The sequence below is a fragment of the Streptomyces sp. UH6 genome (genome assembly GCF_013421635.1).
In the GTDB taxonomy this organism is placed as follows: domain Bacteria; phylum Actinomycetota; class Actinomycetes; order Streptomycetales; family Streptomycetaceae; genus Streptomyces; species Streptomyces abyssomicinicus.
Genome location: NZ_JACADT010000007.1, coordinates 1 through 14,350 on the forward strand (window position 1 = coordinate 1; position 14,350 = coordinate 14,350).

Sequence of the window (14,350 nt, forward strand, 5' to 3'; positions counted from 1 at the left end):
ATCCACGACACGCCGTACTCCGTCGGCGCCGTCGACTACACCGGCGACATGCCGGTCCTCCTCGGCCCCGACGGGCCCTCGCTCGGCGGCTTCGTCTGCCCGGCCACCGTCGTCACCGGGCAGCGCTGGAAGCTCGGCCAGCTCCGGCCCGGCGACACCGTCCGGTTCGTCCCCGTCACCACGGAGTCCGCCGCAGCGCTGCGCCGCGCCCCGGCCACCGCACCGCGCGCCGACCGCGGGCCGGTCGTCGACGGCGGCGTCCTCGCCCGCCTGCCGGAGACCGGCACCCGCCCGTCGGTCACCTGCCGGCGCAGCGGCGACGACAACCTCCTCGTCGAGTACGGGCCGATGCAACTGGACCTGGCGCTGCGCATGCGCGTCCACGCGCTGGCGGAGGCCTTGGCCGCCCTCGGCCTCGACGGTGTCCTCGACCTCACCCCGGGCATCCGCTCGCTGCAGATCCAGACGGACCCCGACCTGCTGCCGCAGCGCGAACTGCTCGAGGTGGTGCTGCGTGTGGAGGAGGGGCTGCCGGCAACCGACGAGCTGGTGGTGCCCAGCCGGGTCGTGCACCTGCCGCTGTCCTGGGACGACCCCGCGACCCGCGAGGCCATCGAGCGCTACGTCGCGGGCGTGCGGGACGACGCGCCCTGGTGTCCGTCGAACATCGAGTTCATCCGCCGCGTCAACGGCCTGGACACCGTCGACGACGTGTACCGGACCGTCTTCGACGCCGAGTACCTGGTCCTCGGCCTGGGTGACGTCTACCTCGGCGCGCCCGTCGCCACCCCGCTGGACCCCCGGCACCGCCTCGTCACCACCAAGTACAACCCGGCCCGCACCTGGACCGCCGAGAACTCGGTGGGCATCGGCGGCGCGTACCTGTGCGTGTACGGCATGGAAGGGCCCGGCGGCTACCAGTTCGTCGGCCGCACCACCCAGGTCTGGTCGCCCTGGCGCCAGCGCGGCGCCTTCGAACCGGGCAAACCCTGGCTGATGCGCTTCTTCGACCGCATCAAGTGGTACCCGGTCGGCGCCGCCGAACTGCTGGAGCTGCGGGCGGACATCGTCTCCGGCCGGTTCGTGCCGAGGACCGAGGAGGGGACCTTCTCGCTCGCCGCGTACCGGGACTTCCTCGACGACAACGCCGCCTCCATCGCCGCGTTCCGCACCCGGCAGAGCGCGGCCTTCGCGGCCGAACGCGACGCCTGGGAAGCCGCCGGCGAGTTCGCCCGCGCCGAGGCGGCCGCGGAGGTCGCCGTGCCGGCCGCCGACATCGAGGTGCCCGAAGGGGGCCGCCTGGTCGAGGCGGATTTCACCGCCTGCGTCTGGCAGGTCAACGTCGAGGTCGGTGACCGGGTGTCGGCAGGTCAGCAGCTCGTCGCCCTGGAGGCCATGAAGATGGAGTCCCCCGTGGCGGCACCCTCCGACGGTCTCGTCGCCGAGATCCTGATCCGGCCGGGCAGCCAGGTCGAGGCCGGGACCGCGCTCGTCGTCCTCGCCCCGGTGGAGTCCGTGGCGGTGGCGTCGTGAGCACCGCGTCGGAGCGGGTGCGGACCGCGTACGCCCGCATCGAGGCGGCGGACCGGCCCGAGGTGTGGATCGACCTGCGCCCGCGCCAGGAGGCGGAGGCCGACGCGGCCGCGGTCGACGCCCGGGTCCTTGCCGGCGAGCGGCTGCCGCTGGCCGGGACGGTCTTCGCCGTCAAGGGCAACATCGACGTCGCCGGTCTCCCGACCACGGCCGGCTGCCCCGCCTACGCGTACCGGCCGCAGGCCGACGCCCCGGCGGTGGCGCGCCTGAGGGAGGCGGGTGCCGTGGTCCTCGGCACCACCAACCTCGACCAGTTCGCGACCGGTCTGGTGGGCACGCGCAGTCCCTACGGCGCGGTCCGTAACGCCGTCGACCCGGCGTACGTCTCCGGCGGCTCCTCCTCGGGCTCGGCGGTCGCCGTCGCCCTCGGCCTGGTGGACTTCGCGCTCGGCACGGACACCGCGGGCTCGGGCCGGGTCCCGGCCGCCTTCAACGGCATCGTCGGACTCAAGCCGACCCGTGGCCTGGTACCGACCGAGGGGGTCGTGCCGGCCTGCGCCTCCCTCGACTGCGTGACGGTGTTCGCCCGCACGCTCGCGGACGCGGAACGCGCCCTGTCGTTCATGTCGGCGCCGTCGGGACGCGCGCTGCCCGCCCTGCAGCCGCGCCGCCCGGGCCCGTGGCGGATCGGGGTCCCCCGGCCCGGGCAGCTGGGCGAACTGGACGGCGGCTGGGCGGAGGCCTACGCGTCGGCGGCCGCCCGCCTCGCCGACGCGGGCGCGGAGCTGCTGCCCGTGGACCTGGAACCGTTCACCGAGGCGGCGGCGATGCTGTACGAGGGGGCCTTCGTCGCCGAGCGGTACACCGCCGTCGGGGCGTTCGTCGACGCGCACGCCGGTTCCGCCGACCTCGACCCCACGGTGGCGGGGATCATCTCCCGTGCCCGCGACGTCCCGGCCCACCGGCTGTACGCGGACCTCGCGCACCTCTCAGCCCTGCGCGCCCGGGCCATGGCCTCGATGGGCGAGGCAGACGCGTTGCTCCTGCCGACGGCTCCCGGGCACCCGACCCTCGCGGAGGTGGCGGCCGACCCGCTGGACGCCAACGCCCGGCTCGGCCGCTACACCAACTCGGCCAACCTGTTCGACCTGGCGGCGGTCGCCGTCCCGGCGGGCGAGGTGAGCGGGCGGCCGTTCGGCGTCATGCTGGTCGGCCCGGCCTTCACCGACGAGCGGCTGGCCCGTGTCGCCGCACTGCTCACCGCTCCGCCGGTGCACCTGGCGGTGGTCGGCGCGCACCTGTCCGGGCAGCCGCTGAACGGACAACTGCTGGCGCTGGGCGGCCGGTTGGTGCGGACCACCACGACGGCGCCGGTGTACCGGCTGTACGCGCTGGACACGACCCCCCGCAAGCCCGGCCTGGTGCGGGCCGGCGAGGGCGGCGCGGCGATCGAGACGGAGGTGTGGCGGCTGCCCGCCGAAGGGCTCGGCTCCCTGCTCGCCTCCCTGCCGCGCCCGATGACCCTGGGCCGCGTGGAACTCGCCGACGGCAGCTTCGTGCCCGGCTTCCTGTGCGAGCCCCTGGCCCTCAACGACGCCCGCGAGATCACCGCCCACGGCGGCTGGCGTGCGGCCCTGCCCACCCTCACGGAGTGAGGGCCGGGAGCATCCGTCGCAGAACGGCCACTCCCTTCGGACGCGCCGCGACTGCCGTCCGCCGGCCGAGGGCGTGTGTCGCCGCTCGTGGTGTCATCGGCCTGCAGCTCCCCGCGCGAAGGCGGGCAGGCCGGTGACAGAGCCCAGGACGGCCGGTGACACAGTCCAGGACGTGGGAGGCACCCGCGACGGCAACCTGTTCCACGGCGCCGGCGGCACCGGTGGCCGCCGCCGGCGATCACCGCGGGGGTGGTGATCGAAGGCGGCCTTCGCGCCGGACTCCTCCCAGGCCCGGCAATCTTTGCGGTTGCCGGGCAGCGGCTTACCGACGGCGACGACCAGGCGGCTGTCGGCGGCACCTGCCCGATGCCGTCCACCCGCCTGTGGCGCCGGTACCGGAACGTGCGTGGCGACGGCGATCGCGCTTCTCGGGCGGCGGCGTTGATAGCTTCGCACCGTTGCGTCGACGCACCGAGGGAGTCCGAGTCCGCATGATCCGCGCAGGCCGCGAGGCCGCCGACGATGCCCGCGCCGCACAGCTGCTGAACAAGGCCTTGGGTACGTACCGCAACACCAAGACCCACCAGCGGCTCACCGACGCGCTCGTCAGCCGGCCCGGTGCCCGCGCCCGTATCTACGACGAGGAACTCCTCACCCTCCTCGTTCCCCCTCTCCTGGAGCGACGGCGCCCGACCGCCGCGGAAGCGGAAGCCGTCGCCCACGCACGCCGCACCGTCTCCGAGGCCGCCGACCACGACCAGGACCTCCTCGACGCCGAGGAAGCCTGGCACGCCATGCCCCCGGACGACCGTCCCACCCTTCACCCGCCGACATCGCTGCGCGCTTCGGCGACGAGGCGTTCCGCATGCCGGACGGAGATGCCCAGCTCTCCGGCCAGGTCATTCTGGTGATCCGGTAGGGCCGCCACACGGGGCCTTAGGCTGACCGAGTGGCAGGCTTCCCAGGATTCGACGTGCTGCTGAGCCGGCTGGCGGAGCGCCGCGGGCTGTGTGTTGATGACCTGTCCCGCTTGTCCTCCGTCCCGGAGGCTGCGCTGCGGGCGGTGCTGGACGGTGCACCGCCCGGCCGGTCGTTGCTGCGACAGCTCGCTCCTGTTTTCCAGCTGGAGGCCGAGGACCTGTTTGTCATTGCAGGGGTGGCTCTGCCGTTGGAGATGATGCCCCTCGACTCCCTGGCCGGTACGGCTGTGGCTCGCCTCGCTCGGCACGCAGCCCAGTTGCCGCAGGACCAACGCGACCAACTGCGTCGGCTCGCGCAGTCGCTGCCGCAGGAGCACCGCACCCGGCCGGTCCCGGATCCGCGCCCGTATCTGCAGTACCCGCCGGGTCCCGGTGGACTGCTCATGCGCCTGCTCGCCAACCGCAATCTGGGGTGGGCGGCGGGGGCACAGACATTCCTGCCACTGACTGGCCGGTACTGGTCTGCGGCAACGTACGGGCAGGTCGGCCGCGGTCGCATCGGACTCACCCCCGATCTCCTGGCCGACTTCGCCATCGTGCTCGGCATCCGCGTCGACGACCTGGCCGTACTGACCGGCGTCGACCTGCCGGACAGGACAGCGTCCGCGTCCGAGGCCTCCGTCGACGTGACCGGCCTGATCTGGGACGTCCGCCGCCTGACACTGGACCAGATACAGCAGCTGGGCGATATCGCGAAGAGCATGCGTTGAGCCAGGGGGCTACAGCTGATACCAGTCGCCGCCCACTTCGGGGAGGGAGCGGCGACTGTTTGAGCGCACCGTGAGCCGGCTGGGCGGCTTCCCTCGGTTGCACCGCCGGTGGACCTGGGGCGACGTCGCCGTGCTTGCGCTGCACAAAGTACCGGGTCGGCCGCGGTGCCGACGGGATTCGAACCCGCGGACGGACAGGGGCAGGCCCGCCCCGTCTCCGTCAGTCGCCGTGGGCGGGACCTCGTCCACGGCGATCGCAATGGGCCGCTCTGCCACGGCACCGCAGCCTGCGAGAACGCGCGCCATCCCGCTCCGGCTCAAGGTAGAGGACCGTCCTGTGCGCGGCGAGCCGTTATCCAGCGCCGACGCCTGCTGCAGCAGGATCACGAGAACGGGAGGCGCCCTGAAGGCCGGGCTTGCTCGGTCGAACAGGGTCAGGGAAGTTGGCCGGCAGGGGCCACCAGCCGTGCTCGGGCCGCGGCTCTCACCGCGGTCGTCTCCATCGGGTCGTCGCGCAGTACGGCGATCCGGCCCAGGGCCTCCGGGCTCGCGGGTGCCGAGGTGATCCCCAGCAGCCGCGTCGTTTCCTCGCAATCCCAGAGGGACTCGGTGTACACGTACTCGAGGCCGTCCCGGTCGATAGCGGCCAGTGCCTCCAGGTACGCGGTCCGCTCGTACGAGTGCGGGGTGCGCATCCAGAAACGCCGTAGAAAGGGAACCGCCGCGGCGGCGTCAGGCCCGAACCGGGCCAGGCGCCGGGCTGTCCGGTCGGGACCGCACCAGGCCCGCGCCGTCCACTGTTCGACGAGTTCGTCCACGAGCCCCGGCAAGATCTCGGGGCCGCCATGGTCGGCCAGAACGTTCGCACCCACCTCAGCCAGCCAGGGGCGGTCTTCCTGCGCCCAGCCGTGCGCCGCCGGGACGGCGAGGGTGCCCAGCCGCTCAACGGCCCGCCACAGTAGCGGCAGGGGCCGCCGGCCGTCCGATGTGCCCAACGAGGGAACCAGCGCGATCAGCCCTTCAGCTGGCTCTCGGCCCGTCAGGGCACGTAGCGCGTCGACCTTCGTGGCACCTTCCGTGCGAGTGTCGGCGAGCAGAGCGAGGAGTTCTGCGGTGCCGAGCCCTGCCAGCGACGGCCGCGGCTCGCACGGACGGCTCTGAACCTCGATACCGAACCGCGTCCACGGCTCGGAGCACCACGGAAGCTCCGCCTCTGCGCCGATCCGGGCCCGTGCGACGTCGCCGAGATCTTCCCACCACGCCGACGGCCAGCCGGCAGACAGCGACTCCAGTACGCGGGCCCAGTGCTCGCCTTGGCGGACATACGCCCGAAGCCCGTCCCTGGCGTCGCCCGATCCGGCGAGAGCCAGCAGCACCAGCACCTCGCAGGCTCGCAAGCAAGCCTCCTCATCCCCCGACAGCTGCTCAACGATAGGCATGGGGGACAGGCCCAGATCATGTACCAGCCGTGCCAGGTACAGAGACCGATCGTCACTCTGGTCCCACCGCCAGTCACGGCGGATACCGTCATACACGAACACGGCGGATCGCCCCGGGTCCTGGCGCGCTCGCACCGCTCCCAGACCACGCCCCCGTTGCAGCAGACCTTCGACGGAGTCGGGGAGGGCGTACGGCATCGCGTACTCATCGCTCATCACCCGGCACCCTGCCCGACCCGGGCATCGATCCGCCACGCGATATCGACGGGTGGTGCTTCGGGCACGTTCAGCAGCAGCGTGTGTTCACTGGTTGTGGCGGCAGTTGGTGATCAGCAGGCTCGTAGATGAGCGGTCACGACGAGTGAGCGAGCCGCTGCCGAATCGGATGCGCTCTGAGCTGGGGTGAGGTGAGCTCCAGAGCCCGGTTGTCCTGTCCGGCAGCCATGTGGTCGAGCCATCGTTCATACCAGGCGAGAAAGTCCGGGGCTGAAGAGACGTTCGGGCCCCAGAAGCCGTCTGCGTTGCCGATGAGCATGCGCCCGGCGAGAGGGCCGGTTATGCCTATGAGGACGAGATCGCTGCAGCCGCGTTCGATGACATGCAGGAACAGGTCACCACGGCGGGTGGGGCGATAGGTGCGGCTGAATCCTCTTGAGCCCGTGCCGGCGTCTCTGGAGTTCATCGTGAAGAGCGTGCAGTCCTCCAACGGGATCAGTCCGTAGTAGGGAGACGCACCACTGCCGCCCAGGTTGGTGAGGAAGTCTCGATAGGGCTGCGGGAGTGCCACGTCATGCTCGGCCTGAAAGGCGTCAACCTGACCCTTGGTGAGGCGGGGGCCGAGACGAAATTCGTGCCGCTCCTCCCCGAAGGAGTGGCTTCGGTTGGGCGCGTAGGGGATGCGTGCCAGCTTGCGTCGCAACCGCGGGATGCGGGAGTCCATGCGAGCTCTTCTCTCGTGTCGCCCGCAATCTATCGCGCGGCACCAGAACTCATCCCGTGAGCAGGAATTGCTTCCTCAGTAGCTGAAAGCCCGCCCGGCCGAACATCTGGCGCGTGAGCATCTTGATGCGATTGACGTGCCCTTCGACGACGCCAGAACTCCACGGCAGAGTGAGGCCGACGCCGGCGCTCGACGAGCCGCTACCGCTGGGACGGCCGCCCCACCACCCGACGCCTCAAGTGATCCATCTGCAGGTCGGCCTCAGCCCCAGTCCTGGAGATGCTGGAGCAGGTCGGCGTCGCCCTCGATCCGCAGCGAGCCGGCCGGGATGCGCATGTACATGACCAGGGCCATTTCGCTTGCCGTGCCGTAGACGGCGGCGGTGGGCTTGCTCCCGGCGGCTTCCGCCGCGGTGAGGCGGGTGAAGCGGGAACCGGTGGCGTCCACCGTCTGGCGCCAGGAGCCGGCCTCGGCTGCGTGGTAGTCCATGGTGGCGGGTTCGCCCGGCCACGGGACCGTGCCGGTGCAGACGGTGGCGAGGAACTCCTCGATGGCGTCGACCGCCTCGGTCGTCGGCAGCTCCTGCGGGGCACCGGAGGCCAGCTGGGCGTCGTACGTGTGGATCAGCGATTCCGCAACGCGGCGGCGGGCCACGGCGGCCACCGTGTGCGGCGAGGCCAGCGGCTCCCACCAGGCCCAGCAGCCCCCGTCCGGGCCGGCCTCGCGCAGAGCAGTGAGCAGCTGCTCCGTCGAGTCGGCCAGCCAGGTTATGAGGGCCTCGCGCTCCCTGGGCGCCGCCAGCCCGTCCTTGCGAGGCCGCTCGTCGCCCGGCGCGGTGTTCAGCACGATGTGGGCCCAGAAGCGGTCCCCCTCACTGAGGTGGTTCGCCAGGTCGTACAGCGTCCAGCCCGGGCAGGACGGGACGTCGGCGTCGAGGCTGGTGGCCGCGGCGACAGCGGCGCGGAACGCGGCGGAACGCTCGTCAATCCTCCGCAGCAGGGTGGGGAGGTGGAGGTGATCAGTCACGCGGCCCTTGTACCACCCGGACCGGGACTCTCGCACTCGATTAAGGCGTCTGGCCGCCGCAAGTGACGCTCGAGGTGGGTGACGGCGGAGTGGCAGTACTCGTGCAGGTCCCAGCCTGTCCCCGGTCCGCGCATGGCGGTGTGCTCATCGAGCAGGGCGCGGGCCTTGGCCGTGGTCGGCGGCCCAAGACATCTCCAGCATGCAGTCCTCGCGCGCCTGCCCTCGGCGGCGGGCCTTGCTGTGGGCGCCCTTGGCCTTGACCGAGCAGCGGCGGGCGGCGAAGTCCAGGTCCTCGATGCTTACGCCGAGCCCCTTCATTCCGCCCCGGCTGCTTCACCGGAAGGTGCGTCAACTGGATTGCGGCCAGGACTTCAGCACACCGGCGATTGCGGCGGCCGTGCACCGCGGGTCGGTGAGGAGGTCCCGCAGCGCGATCACGTCTTCGCGGGAGGGCTTCACGTCCACGTCGGCGGCGTTGAGATACATGACCCCGGTCGCCGCGGCGACGAGGAGGTTGCTGTGCTCCAGCCAGTGGCAGCGACCGAGGGTGTGGACCAGCGCGGCCGCCTTCGCGTAGGGGCCGCGGTAGACGGGTTCCTCGAGGACCTCGGCGCGGTGCCGGGCGATGGCCGCGACCGGCACGCCGTAGTCGTCGGGAGCGGGATCACCGGCTCTCGCGGCTTCGACGACCTGCAGGATCCAGGGGACGTCGACGTGCAGTTCCATCAGGCGGCACGTGTCCCCGGGTGCGGGCGGGGCTGCGTGTCCTCGACCTCGCCGAACACGTCCCGGAAGTCGTCGATGAACCGGGCGGCGGCATCGACGGAGCGCGCCCGCAGACCGCTCGTGTCGTCCTCGACGAGCCGCGCCAGGTAGTCGCCGACACTGAGGCCCAGGTCGGCGGCTCGCCGCCTTGCCAGTTCGGCCACGTCGCTGTCGACGCGTGCCCCAAGCTGTGTCTTCGCCATATCAGGATGGTAACACCTGTTATCGCTTGCGTTGAGGAGTCGAGGCACGTCGTGATCGCGATTGCGGGCGAGGTGGGGAGCGAGGGCGACCTGCAGGTGGTGGTCGGCGCGCTGCTCAGTCTGTCTCTCGCCGGCCACGTTCACGGGGCAGGCGTAAGAAGGTGCTGGGTTGCAAGGGCTACTCTGCCTGTTGGCTGCCCTGCCACGAGAAGGCATTATGCTCCCCGCACCGGCGGGGATGGACCCCTATAATCCATCCACTTGTGATAGTGGCCATGAGTGCTCCCCGCACCCGCGGGGATGGTCCCGTGCCGTTGGCGAAGCCGTACAGCTCGACACGGTGCTCCCCGCATCCATTGGCTTCTTCCTCCGCGGCACGGCGTTCGACCTCTGTCCGGCGCTGATGGGCCAAGGCGTCCTCAGCCACTGCCGCGGATCTCTTCGCAGCGTCAGACGCACCACGAACCGATCAGGACAGGCCAGGCCATGAACCACTGATCAGGAAAACCGTCTGTGACACCCCTGTCCCACAAGCCCCAGGCGTGGTGCGGGTGCGCAGCGGTCCCTGGGCAGGACGGCGGACGGTCTACGTGCCCCTTCCCCTCCCTCGCAGTGCGAGACGAACGGAGGAACGGAGGCGTGGTGGGTGTCAGTGTCCGGTGCGGTCGGTGATCCAGCGGGCGGCGAGCAGTCCGGAGGCGGCGGTGAGTGCGGCGGCGGCCATCACGGTGGCGTTCAGGCCGAGAGTGTCGGCGAGGACGCCGGCGACGAGGGCGCCGGCGGCGTAGCCGATGTCGCGCCAGAAGCGGTACGTACCCAGGGCGTTGACACGCCAGGTGGGGTGGGCGTGGTCGGAGACGGAGGCGATGAGGGCGGGGTAGACCATGGCGGTGCCGAGGCCGAGAGCGATGGCGGACAGGATGCCCGCGAGCAGAGGGCTGTCGAGCAGGGCGAGGGCGAGGACCAAGCCCGCGGCCTGGACGAGCATGCCGGTGACGATGAGGGGTTTCCGGCCGATGCGGTCGGCGAGGTGGCCGGTGGGGATCTGCCCGATGCCCCACAGGATGGGGTAGAGGCCCTTGATGAGGCCGACGGCGGCCAGCCCGAGGCCCTGGTCGGTGAACAGCAGGGGGAAGACGCCCCAGGTGAGTCCGTCGTTGAGGTTGTTGACGAGGCCGGCCTGGCTTGCGCCGCGCAGCGAGCGGTCGCGCCAGGACGTGCGGGCGAACGTGGCCGCCAGGCCGGTCTTCTCACCGGTGGGCAAGGGCTTGGGGTGCTGGGCGAGTTCGAGCGCGACGTGGGCGGCGGTGTCCCGGACGACGAGGGACAGGGCGAGTCCGGCGACGACGAAGACGACGCCGAGGAGTTCCGGCACGGGGCGCAGGCCGTAGCCGGTGGCGAGGTAACCGGTGAGCAGGGCGGTGACGCCGACGGCGGTGTAGCCGGCGGCCTCGTTGAGTCCGGTTGCGAGGCCGCGTCGGGCGGGCCCGACGAGGTCGATCTTCATGTTGACGGTCATCGACCAGGCCAGGCCCTGGTTGAGGCCGAGCAGGACGTTCGCGGCGACGATCCAGCCCCAGGACGGTGCCCAGGCGAGCATGAACGGAACGGGGACCCCGATCAGCCAGCCCGTGAGGAGGAGCTGCCGGCGGCGGAAGCGTGCCGTCAGGGCGCCGGCGGCAAGATTGGTGAGGGCCTTGGTAAGACCGAAGGCGATGATGAACGAGAAGACCGCCAGGTCACTCGTCAGGCCGAAGACGTCGGTGCCGATGAGCGGGACGGTGGTGCGCTCCAGGCCCACCAGACCACCGACGGCCATGTTGACGACGACCAGGAGGGTGAACTGGAGCCGGTTCTCCCGGAGTCCAAGGCTCACGGCGGGTCCGGAGATCCGCTTCGTCGTGGTGTTCGTGGTCATGCGTGGACGTCCTTGAACGGTGCGGGTGCGGTTGTGGCGCTGGTTCGGCCTGCTGCCGGCCGGACCCGGACGCTTCCGGCTGAGTGAGGGAAGGAGGTCAGACGAACGCGTCGATGAGCATGAGGGCGGCGATCACCAGGAGGACGTAGGCGAAGGTCCGCCGCAGCGTGTCGCCGGTGATCCGTCGCGCATGGCGTTTGCCGTCCCAGGCGCCGAGGATCGCGGCCGCGGTGAACGGTGCGATGACGGCCCGGTCCAGGTCCGCAGCGGTTCCGGCACGGGCGGCGAGGGCGGCGAGCGAGTTGACGGTGATGACCAGCAGGCTGGTGCCCAGAGCCCGGCGCATGGGGAGGTGCAGCACCCGGACCAGGGCGGGGACGGCGAGGAAGCCGCCGCCCACGCCCAGGAGCCCGGTCACCGCGCCGAGCCCCGCTCCGGCGGCGCCCGCCTTGACCGGACGCACCTCGCCGACTGCCGGGGCGCGTGCGGGCCGCAGCATGCCTGCGGCGGCGACCGAGGCGACTCCCGCGAAGGCGACGGTCAGCGCCACCTGCGGCAGGCGGCCGGCGGCCGCCCCGGTGAGCATCGCGGGGACGACGCCTGCCGCTGCGAACAGCAGGCCGGTGCGCCAGGCCACGTTGCCGTCCCGGGCGTGTCCGGCGAGCGCGGTCACGGACGTCACGGTGACGATGACCAGGCTGGCAGTGATCGCGTCCGCCGGGCTCAGCCCGAGCAGGTAGGTCAGGGCGGGCACCGCCAGGACGCTGCCCCCGCCGCCGAGTCAGCCGAGGGCGAGCCCGACGACGGCTCCGGCGACGAGCGCGAGGACCAAAGCCGTCATGCCACCGAGCCGCGGTTCCCGCGCGCATCGACGACCGGGTATCCGTGGTCGGCCCACGCTGTCATACCGCCCCGGACGTCCACCGCGTCAAGGCCGAGTGAGGAGAGCAGTTCGGCGGCCTTCCGCGAACGGTTGCCGCTGCGGCAGATCACCACCAGAGGCCGTCCCTGGGCGGCCTGCGGCAGGGCCGCCCCCGCTGCCAGGGCCGAAAGGGGCGCGAAGACGGCGCCGGGTGCGCGCCCGGCGTCCCACTCGGCCCGCTCGCGTACGTCCAGCAGAACGGCGGTGGCGCCGTCGCTCCGGGTGCGCCGGTGGGCCTCATTCACGGAGACCCGCGTTGAATTCCGGGAGAACAAGGACATCACAAGACCTTTCGGAGAAGAAGTGGTGCGGGTGGTAGGGCGGCTGCGGGGTTGGCGGAATCAGTGCCGTGTTACCGGCCCTGCCGCTCAGCCGGCGAGCACGGTCAGGCCGGCTTCGGTGGCGGAGTCGAAGCCGTCGTCGACGGCCACCACGTCACGGCCTGCGGCGTCGAGGAGCGAGGCCGCGATCCCGGCACGCATGCCACCGGCGCAGTGCACCCACACGGTGCCCGCCGGGACCTCGTCGAGCCGCTTGTGGAGCTGGTGGATGGGGATGTGCACGGAGCCCTTGACGTGTCCGGCCGCGCGCTCGGAGTCGCGGCGCACGTCCAGCACGACGACCTTGTCCGTGCCCTGCTCGGCCAGGCCCGCGAAGGTGGAGCGGGGGAAGGACGCCAGCGGGGCGCCGTCGCCCGCCCATTCCCGCGGTGTGCCCGTGGCGGCTGCCGCGGGCCGGTCGATGCCGACGCGGACCAGCTCGCGCTGGGCGGCGGCCAGTTGCTCGGGGGATTCGGCGAGCAGGGTGACCGGCTTGCCCCACGGGATCATCCAGGCGAGGTAGGTGGCGAGCTTGCCGTCCGCCTCGAAGTTGAACGATCCGGCGACGTGGCCCTCGGCGAAGGCGACCCGGTTGCGCAGGTCCACGACCCACTCGCCGGCCGCGAGGCGGGCGGCGATCTCGGCGGCGTCCGCGACGGCCGGCGGAGTCAGGTCGACGGGGGCGGCGCCTGCGGCGTTGGCCGGGCCCATGTGCGCGTAGTAGGCGGGCACGTCCTCCAGTCCGGCCAGGATCTCGGCGACGAAGGTGTCGACGTCGGTGGTGAGCGCCGTGTTGGCGCTCTTCTCCCTGCCGATGGTGGTGGCCTCGCCCTCGGCCTGGGCGGAGGAGCAGAAGCTGCCGAAACCGTGGGTGGGCAGGACGGCCGTGTCGTCGGGGAGCTCGGTGGCCAGTCGGTGGGCGGAGGCGTGCTGGGCGCGGGCCAGCTGCTCGGTGAGGCGGGGTTCGACCAGGTCGGGGCGGCCCACCGTGCCGATGAGCAGCGAACCGCCGGTGAACGCGGCCACCGGCGTGCCCCGCTCGGCGAGCACGTAGGCGGTGTGGTGCGGGGTGTGGCCAGGGGTGGCCACGGCGCGCAGTTCGAGGCCTTCCTCGACCGTCACCACATCGCCGTCGGACACCGGCACACGGGCGAACGAGACGTTGGCGCCGGCCGGCACCAGGTAGGCGGCGCCGGTGATCCGGGCGAGCTCGAGACCACCGGTCACGTAGTCGTTGTGGATGTGGGTCTCCACCACGTGCGTGACCCGCACACCGCGCCGGGCCGCCGCGGCCAGGACCCGGTCGATGTCGCGCGGCGGGTCCACCGCGACGGCCGCCTGGGCGCCGCCCACCAGGTAGTGGCGGTTGCCGAGGCCCTCGAGCTCAATGGTGTCGATGAAGAACACGAAAGCTGTTCCCTTCCTCGAAAATACCCCCCCAGGTATCTGTACGTCCACTGTAGCAAAAATACCCTGGGGGGTATTTCCCCTGTGTGCGAGTACCGCGACCTTGCCGCGGCCGAACGGTGATGACGCCGCGACGATCGTGTGCCGCCGAAGGGCGGTTCTCCGGAACGACGGACACACGGCGGAAGCGGACGGCTGTGGCCCGCGGCGGATCTCCGCCGCGGGCCACAGCCGTCCGCATGGTCACGCCAGGGTGAGGAACAGCTTCTCCAGCTCCTCTTCCGTCGTCGACGAGGATTCCTCGCCGTCGCCCGCGAGGCACTGGCGCATGCCGCTGGCGACGATCTTGAATCCGGCCCGGTCGACGGCACGGGCGACGGCGGCGAGCTGGGTGACGACGTCCGCGCAGTCACGGCCGTCCTCGATCATGGTGATGATTCCCGTGAGCTGTCCCTGGGCGCGGCGCAGCCGGTTGAGAACCGCGGTCACCGCCTCCTGCTCCACCTTCACCGGGTCTCTCCTTCGTGTGCGA

General features: G+C 71.7%; 13 protein-coding genes, 1 tRNA gene and 3 pseudogenes. 4 read left to right on the top strand and 13 right to left on the bottom strand.

The genetic code is table 11. The features are described from left to right. Both HW445_RS01395 and atzF read left to right on the top strand, forming a co-directional pair. A partial coding sequence (locus HW445_RS01395) for a carboxyltransferase domain-containing protein (protein WP_180219188.1) occupies positions 1-1,533 on the top strand: 1,533 nt, incomplete at its 5' end. After that, entirely contained in the window at positions 1,530-3,188 is a 1,659-nt protein-coding gene (atzF, locus tag HW445_RS01400) for an allophanate hydrolase (RefSeq protein WP_180219189.1), read from the top strand. The genes HW445_RS01395 and atzF, both read left to right, overlap by 4 nt. A 261-nt stretch (positions 3,189-3,449) precedes the next feature. Here atzF and HW445_RS01405 read toward each other — a convergent pair. Beyond that, positions 3,450-3,542: pseudogene (locus HW445_RS01405) on the bottom strand (IS5/IS1182 family transposase); the annotation flags it as partial. 137 nt (positions 3,543-3,679) lie between these two features. Here HW445_RS01405 and HW445_RS01410 point away from each other — a divergent pair. Beyond that, positions 3,680-4,099, top strand: coding sequence for a hypothetical protein (locus tag HW445_RS01410; protein WP_180219190.1), 420 nt, complete (start codon positions 3,680-3,682; stop codon positions 4,097-4,099). Between the two features lie 62 nt (positions 4,100-4,161). Continuing rightward, positions 4,162-4,878, top strand: coding sequence for a hypothetical protein (locus HW445_RS01415; RefSeq protein WP_308798090.1), 717 nt, complete (start codon positions 4,162-4,164; stop codon positions 4,876-4,878). Between the two features lie 163 nt (positions 4,879-5,041). On the opposite strand, the gene HW445_RS01420 is transcribed toward HW445_RS01415, so the two are convergent. From HW445_RS01420 to HW445_RS01480, 12 genes and pseudogenes are all read right to left on the bottom strand, one after another. Then, positions 5,042-5,160 (bottom strand) — tRNA-Arg (locus HW445_RS01420). A 152-nt stretch (positions 5,161-5,312) separates the two neighbouring features. Beyond that, the gene (locus HW445_RS01425; RefSeq protein ID WP_180219192.1) at positions 5,313-6,533 is read right to left on the bottom strand and encodes a hypothetical protein; all 1,221 of its coding nucleotides are present in this window, start codon (positions 6,531-6,533) and stop codon (positions 5,313-5,315) included. Between the two features lie 136 nt (positions 6,534-6,669). Next, positions 6,670-7,257 (bottom strand): SMI1/KNR4 family protein, encoded by a 588-nt coding sequence (locus HW445_RS01430; RefSeq protein ID WP_180219193.1) that lies wholly within the window; start codon positions 7,255-7,257, stop codon positions 6,670-6,672. A gap of 261 nt (positions 7,258-7,518) precedes the next feature. Continuing rightward, the gene (locus HW445_RS01440) at positions 7,519-8,283 is read right to left on the bottom strand and encodes a maleylpyruvate isomerase family mycothiol-dependent enzyme (protein ID WP_180219194.1); all 765 of its coding nucleotides are present in this window, start codon (positions 8,281-8,283) and stop codon (positions 7,519-7,521) included. A gap of 71 nt (positions 8,284-8,354) precedes the next feature. After that, positions 8,355-8,592 (bottom strand): annotated as a pseudogene (locus HW445_RS01445) (site-specific integrase); the annotation flags it as partial. Positions 8,593-8,631: 39 nt separating this feature from the next. Next, positions 8,632-9,009: a fic family toxin-antitoxin system, toxin component gene (locus HW445_RS01450; RefSeq protein WP_180219195.1), complete on the bottom strand. Its 378-nt coding sequence runs from the start codon at positions 9,007-9,009 to the stop codon at positions 8,632-8,634. Next, positions 9,009-9,251 carry a hypothetical protein gene (locus HW445_RS01455; protein WP_180219196.1) on the bottom strand — a complete coding sequence of 81 codons (243 nt, stop codon included), beginning with the start codon at positions 9,249-9,251 and terminating at the stop codon, positions 9,009-9,011. Before HW445_RS01455 ends, HW445_RS01450 begins: the two co-directional genes overlap by 1 nt. A gap of 649 nt (positions 9,252-9,900) precedes the next feature. Next, positions 9,901-11,169, bottom strand: a complete 1,269-nt coding sequence (locus HW445_RS01460; protein WP_180219197.1) for an MFS transporter — start codon at positions 11,167-11,169, stop codon at positions 9,901-9,903. A gap of 97 nt (positions 11,170-11,266) precedes the next feature. Beyond that, a pseudogene (locus HW445_RS01465) lies at positions 11,267-12,010 on the bottom strand (sulfite exporter TauE/SafE family protein). Then, positions 12,007-12,372: a rhodanese-like domain-containing protein gene (locus HW445_RS01470; RefSeq protein ID WP_180219198.1), complete on the bottom strand. Its 366-nt coding sequence runs from the start codon at positions 12,370-12,372 to the stop codon at positions 12,007-12,009. Before HW445_RS01470 ends, HW445_RS01465 begins: the two are co-directional and overlap by 4 nt. An 87-nt stretch (positions 12,373-12,459) precedes the next feature. Next, a complete protein-coding gene (locus HW445_RS01475; protein ID WP_180219199.1) occupies positions 12,460-13,818 on the bottom strand; it encodes an MBL fold metallo-hydrolase in 1,359 nt (452 codons plus the stop codon). 243 nt (positions 13,819-14,061) lie between these two features. Further along, positions 14,062-14,328: a metal-sensitive transcriptional regulator gene (locus tag HW445_RS01480; RefSeq protein ID WP_180219200.1), complete on the bottom strand. Its 267-nt coding sequence runs from the start codon at positions 14,326-14,328 to the stop codon at positions 14,062-14,064. Positions 14,329-14,350 lie beyond the last annotated feature (22 nt).

Bases quoted from the DNA above. Each gene is read 5' to 3' on its own strand.
- HW445_RS01410 (WP_180219190.1), top strand. From the start codon at position 3,680: ATGATCCGCGCAGGCCGCGAGGCCGCCGACGATGCCCGCGCCGCACAG.
- HW445_RS01470 (WP_180219198.1), bottom strand. From the start codon at position 12,372: ATGTCCTTGTTCTCCCGGAATTCAACGCGGGTCTCCGTGAATGAGGCC.
- HW445_RS01450 (WP_180219195.1), bottom strand. From the start codon at position 9,009: ATGGAACTGCACGTCGACGTCCCCTGGATCCTGCAGGTCGTCGAAGCC.
- HW445_RS01460 (WP_180219197.1), bottom strand. From the start codon at position 11,169: ATGACCACGAACACCACGACGAAGCGGATCTCCGGACCCGCCGTGAGC.
- HW445_RS01430 (WP_180219193.1), bottom strand. From the start codon at position 7,257: ATGGACTCCCGCATCCCGCGGTTGCGACGCAAGCTGGCACGCATCCCC.
- HW445_RS01455 (WP_180219196.1), bottom strand. From the start codon at position 9,251: ATGGCGAAGACACAGCTTGGGGCACGCGTCGACAGCGACGTGGCCGAA.
- HW445_RS01425 (WP_180219192.1), bottom strand. From the start codon at position 6,533: ATGAGCGATGAGTACGCGATGCCGTACGCCCTCCCCGACTCCGTCGAA.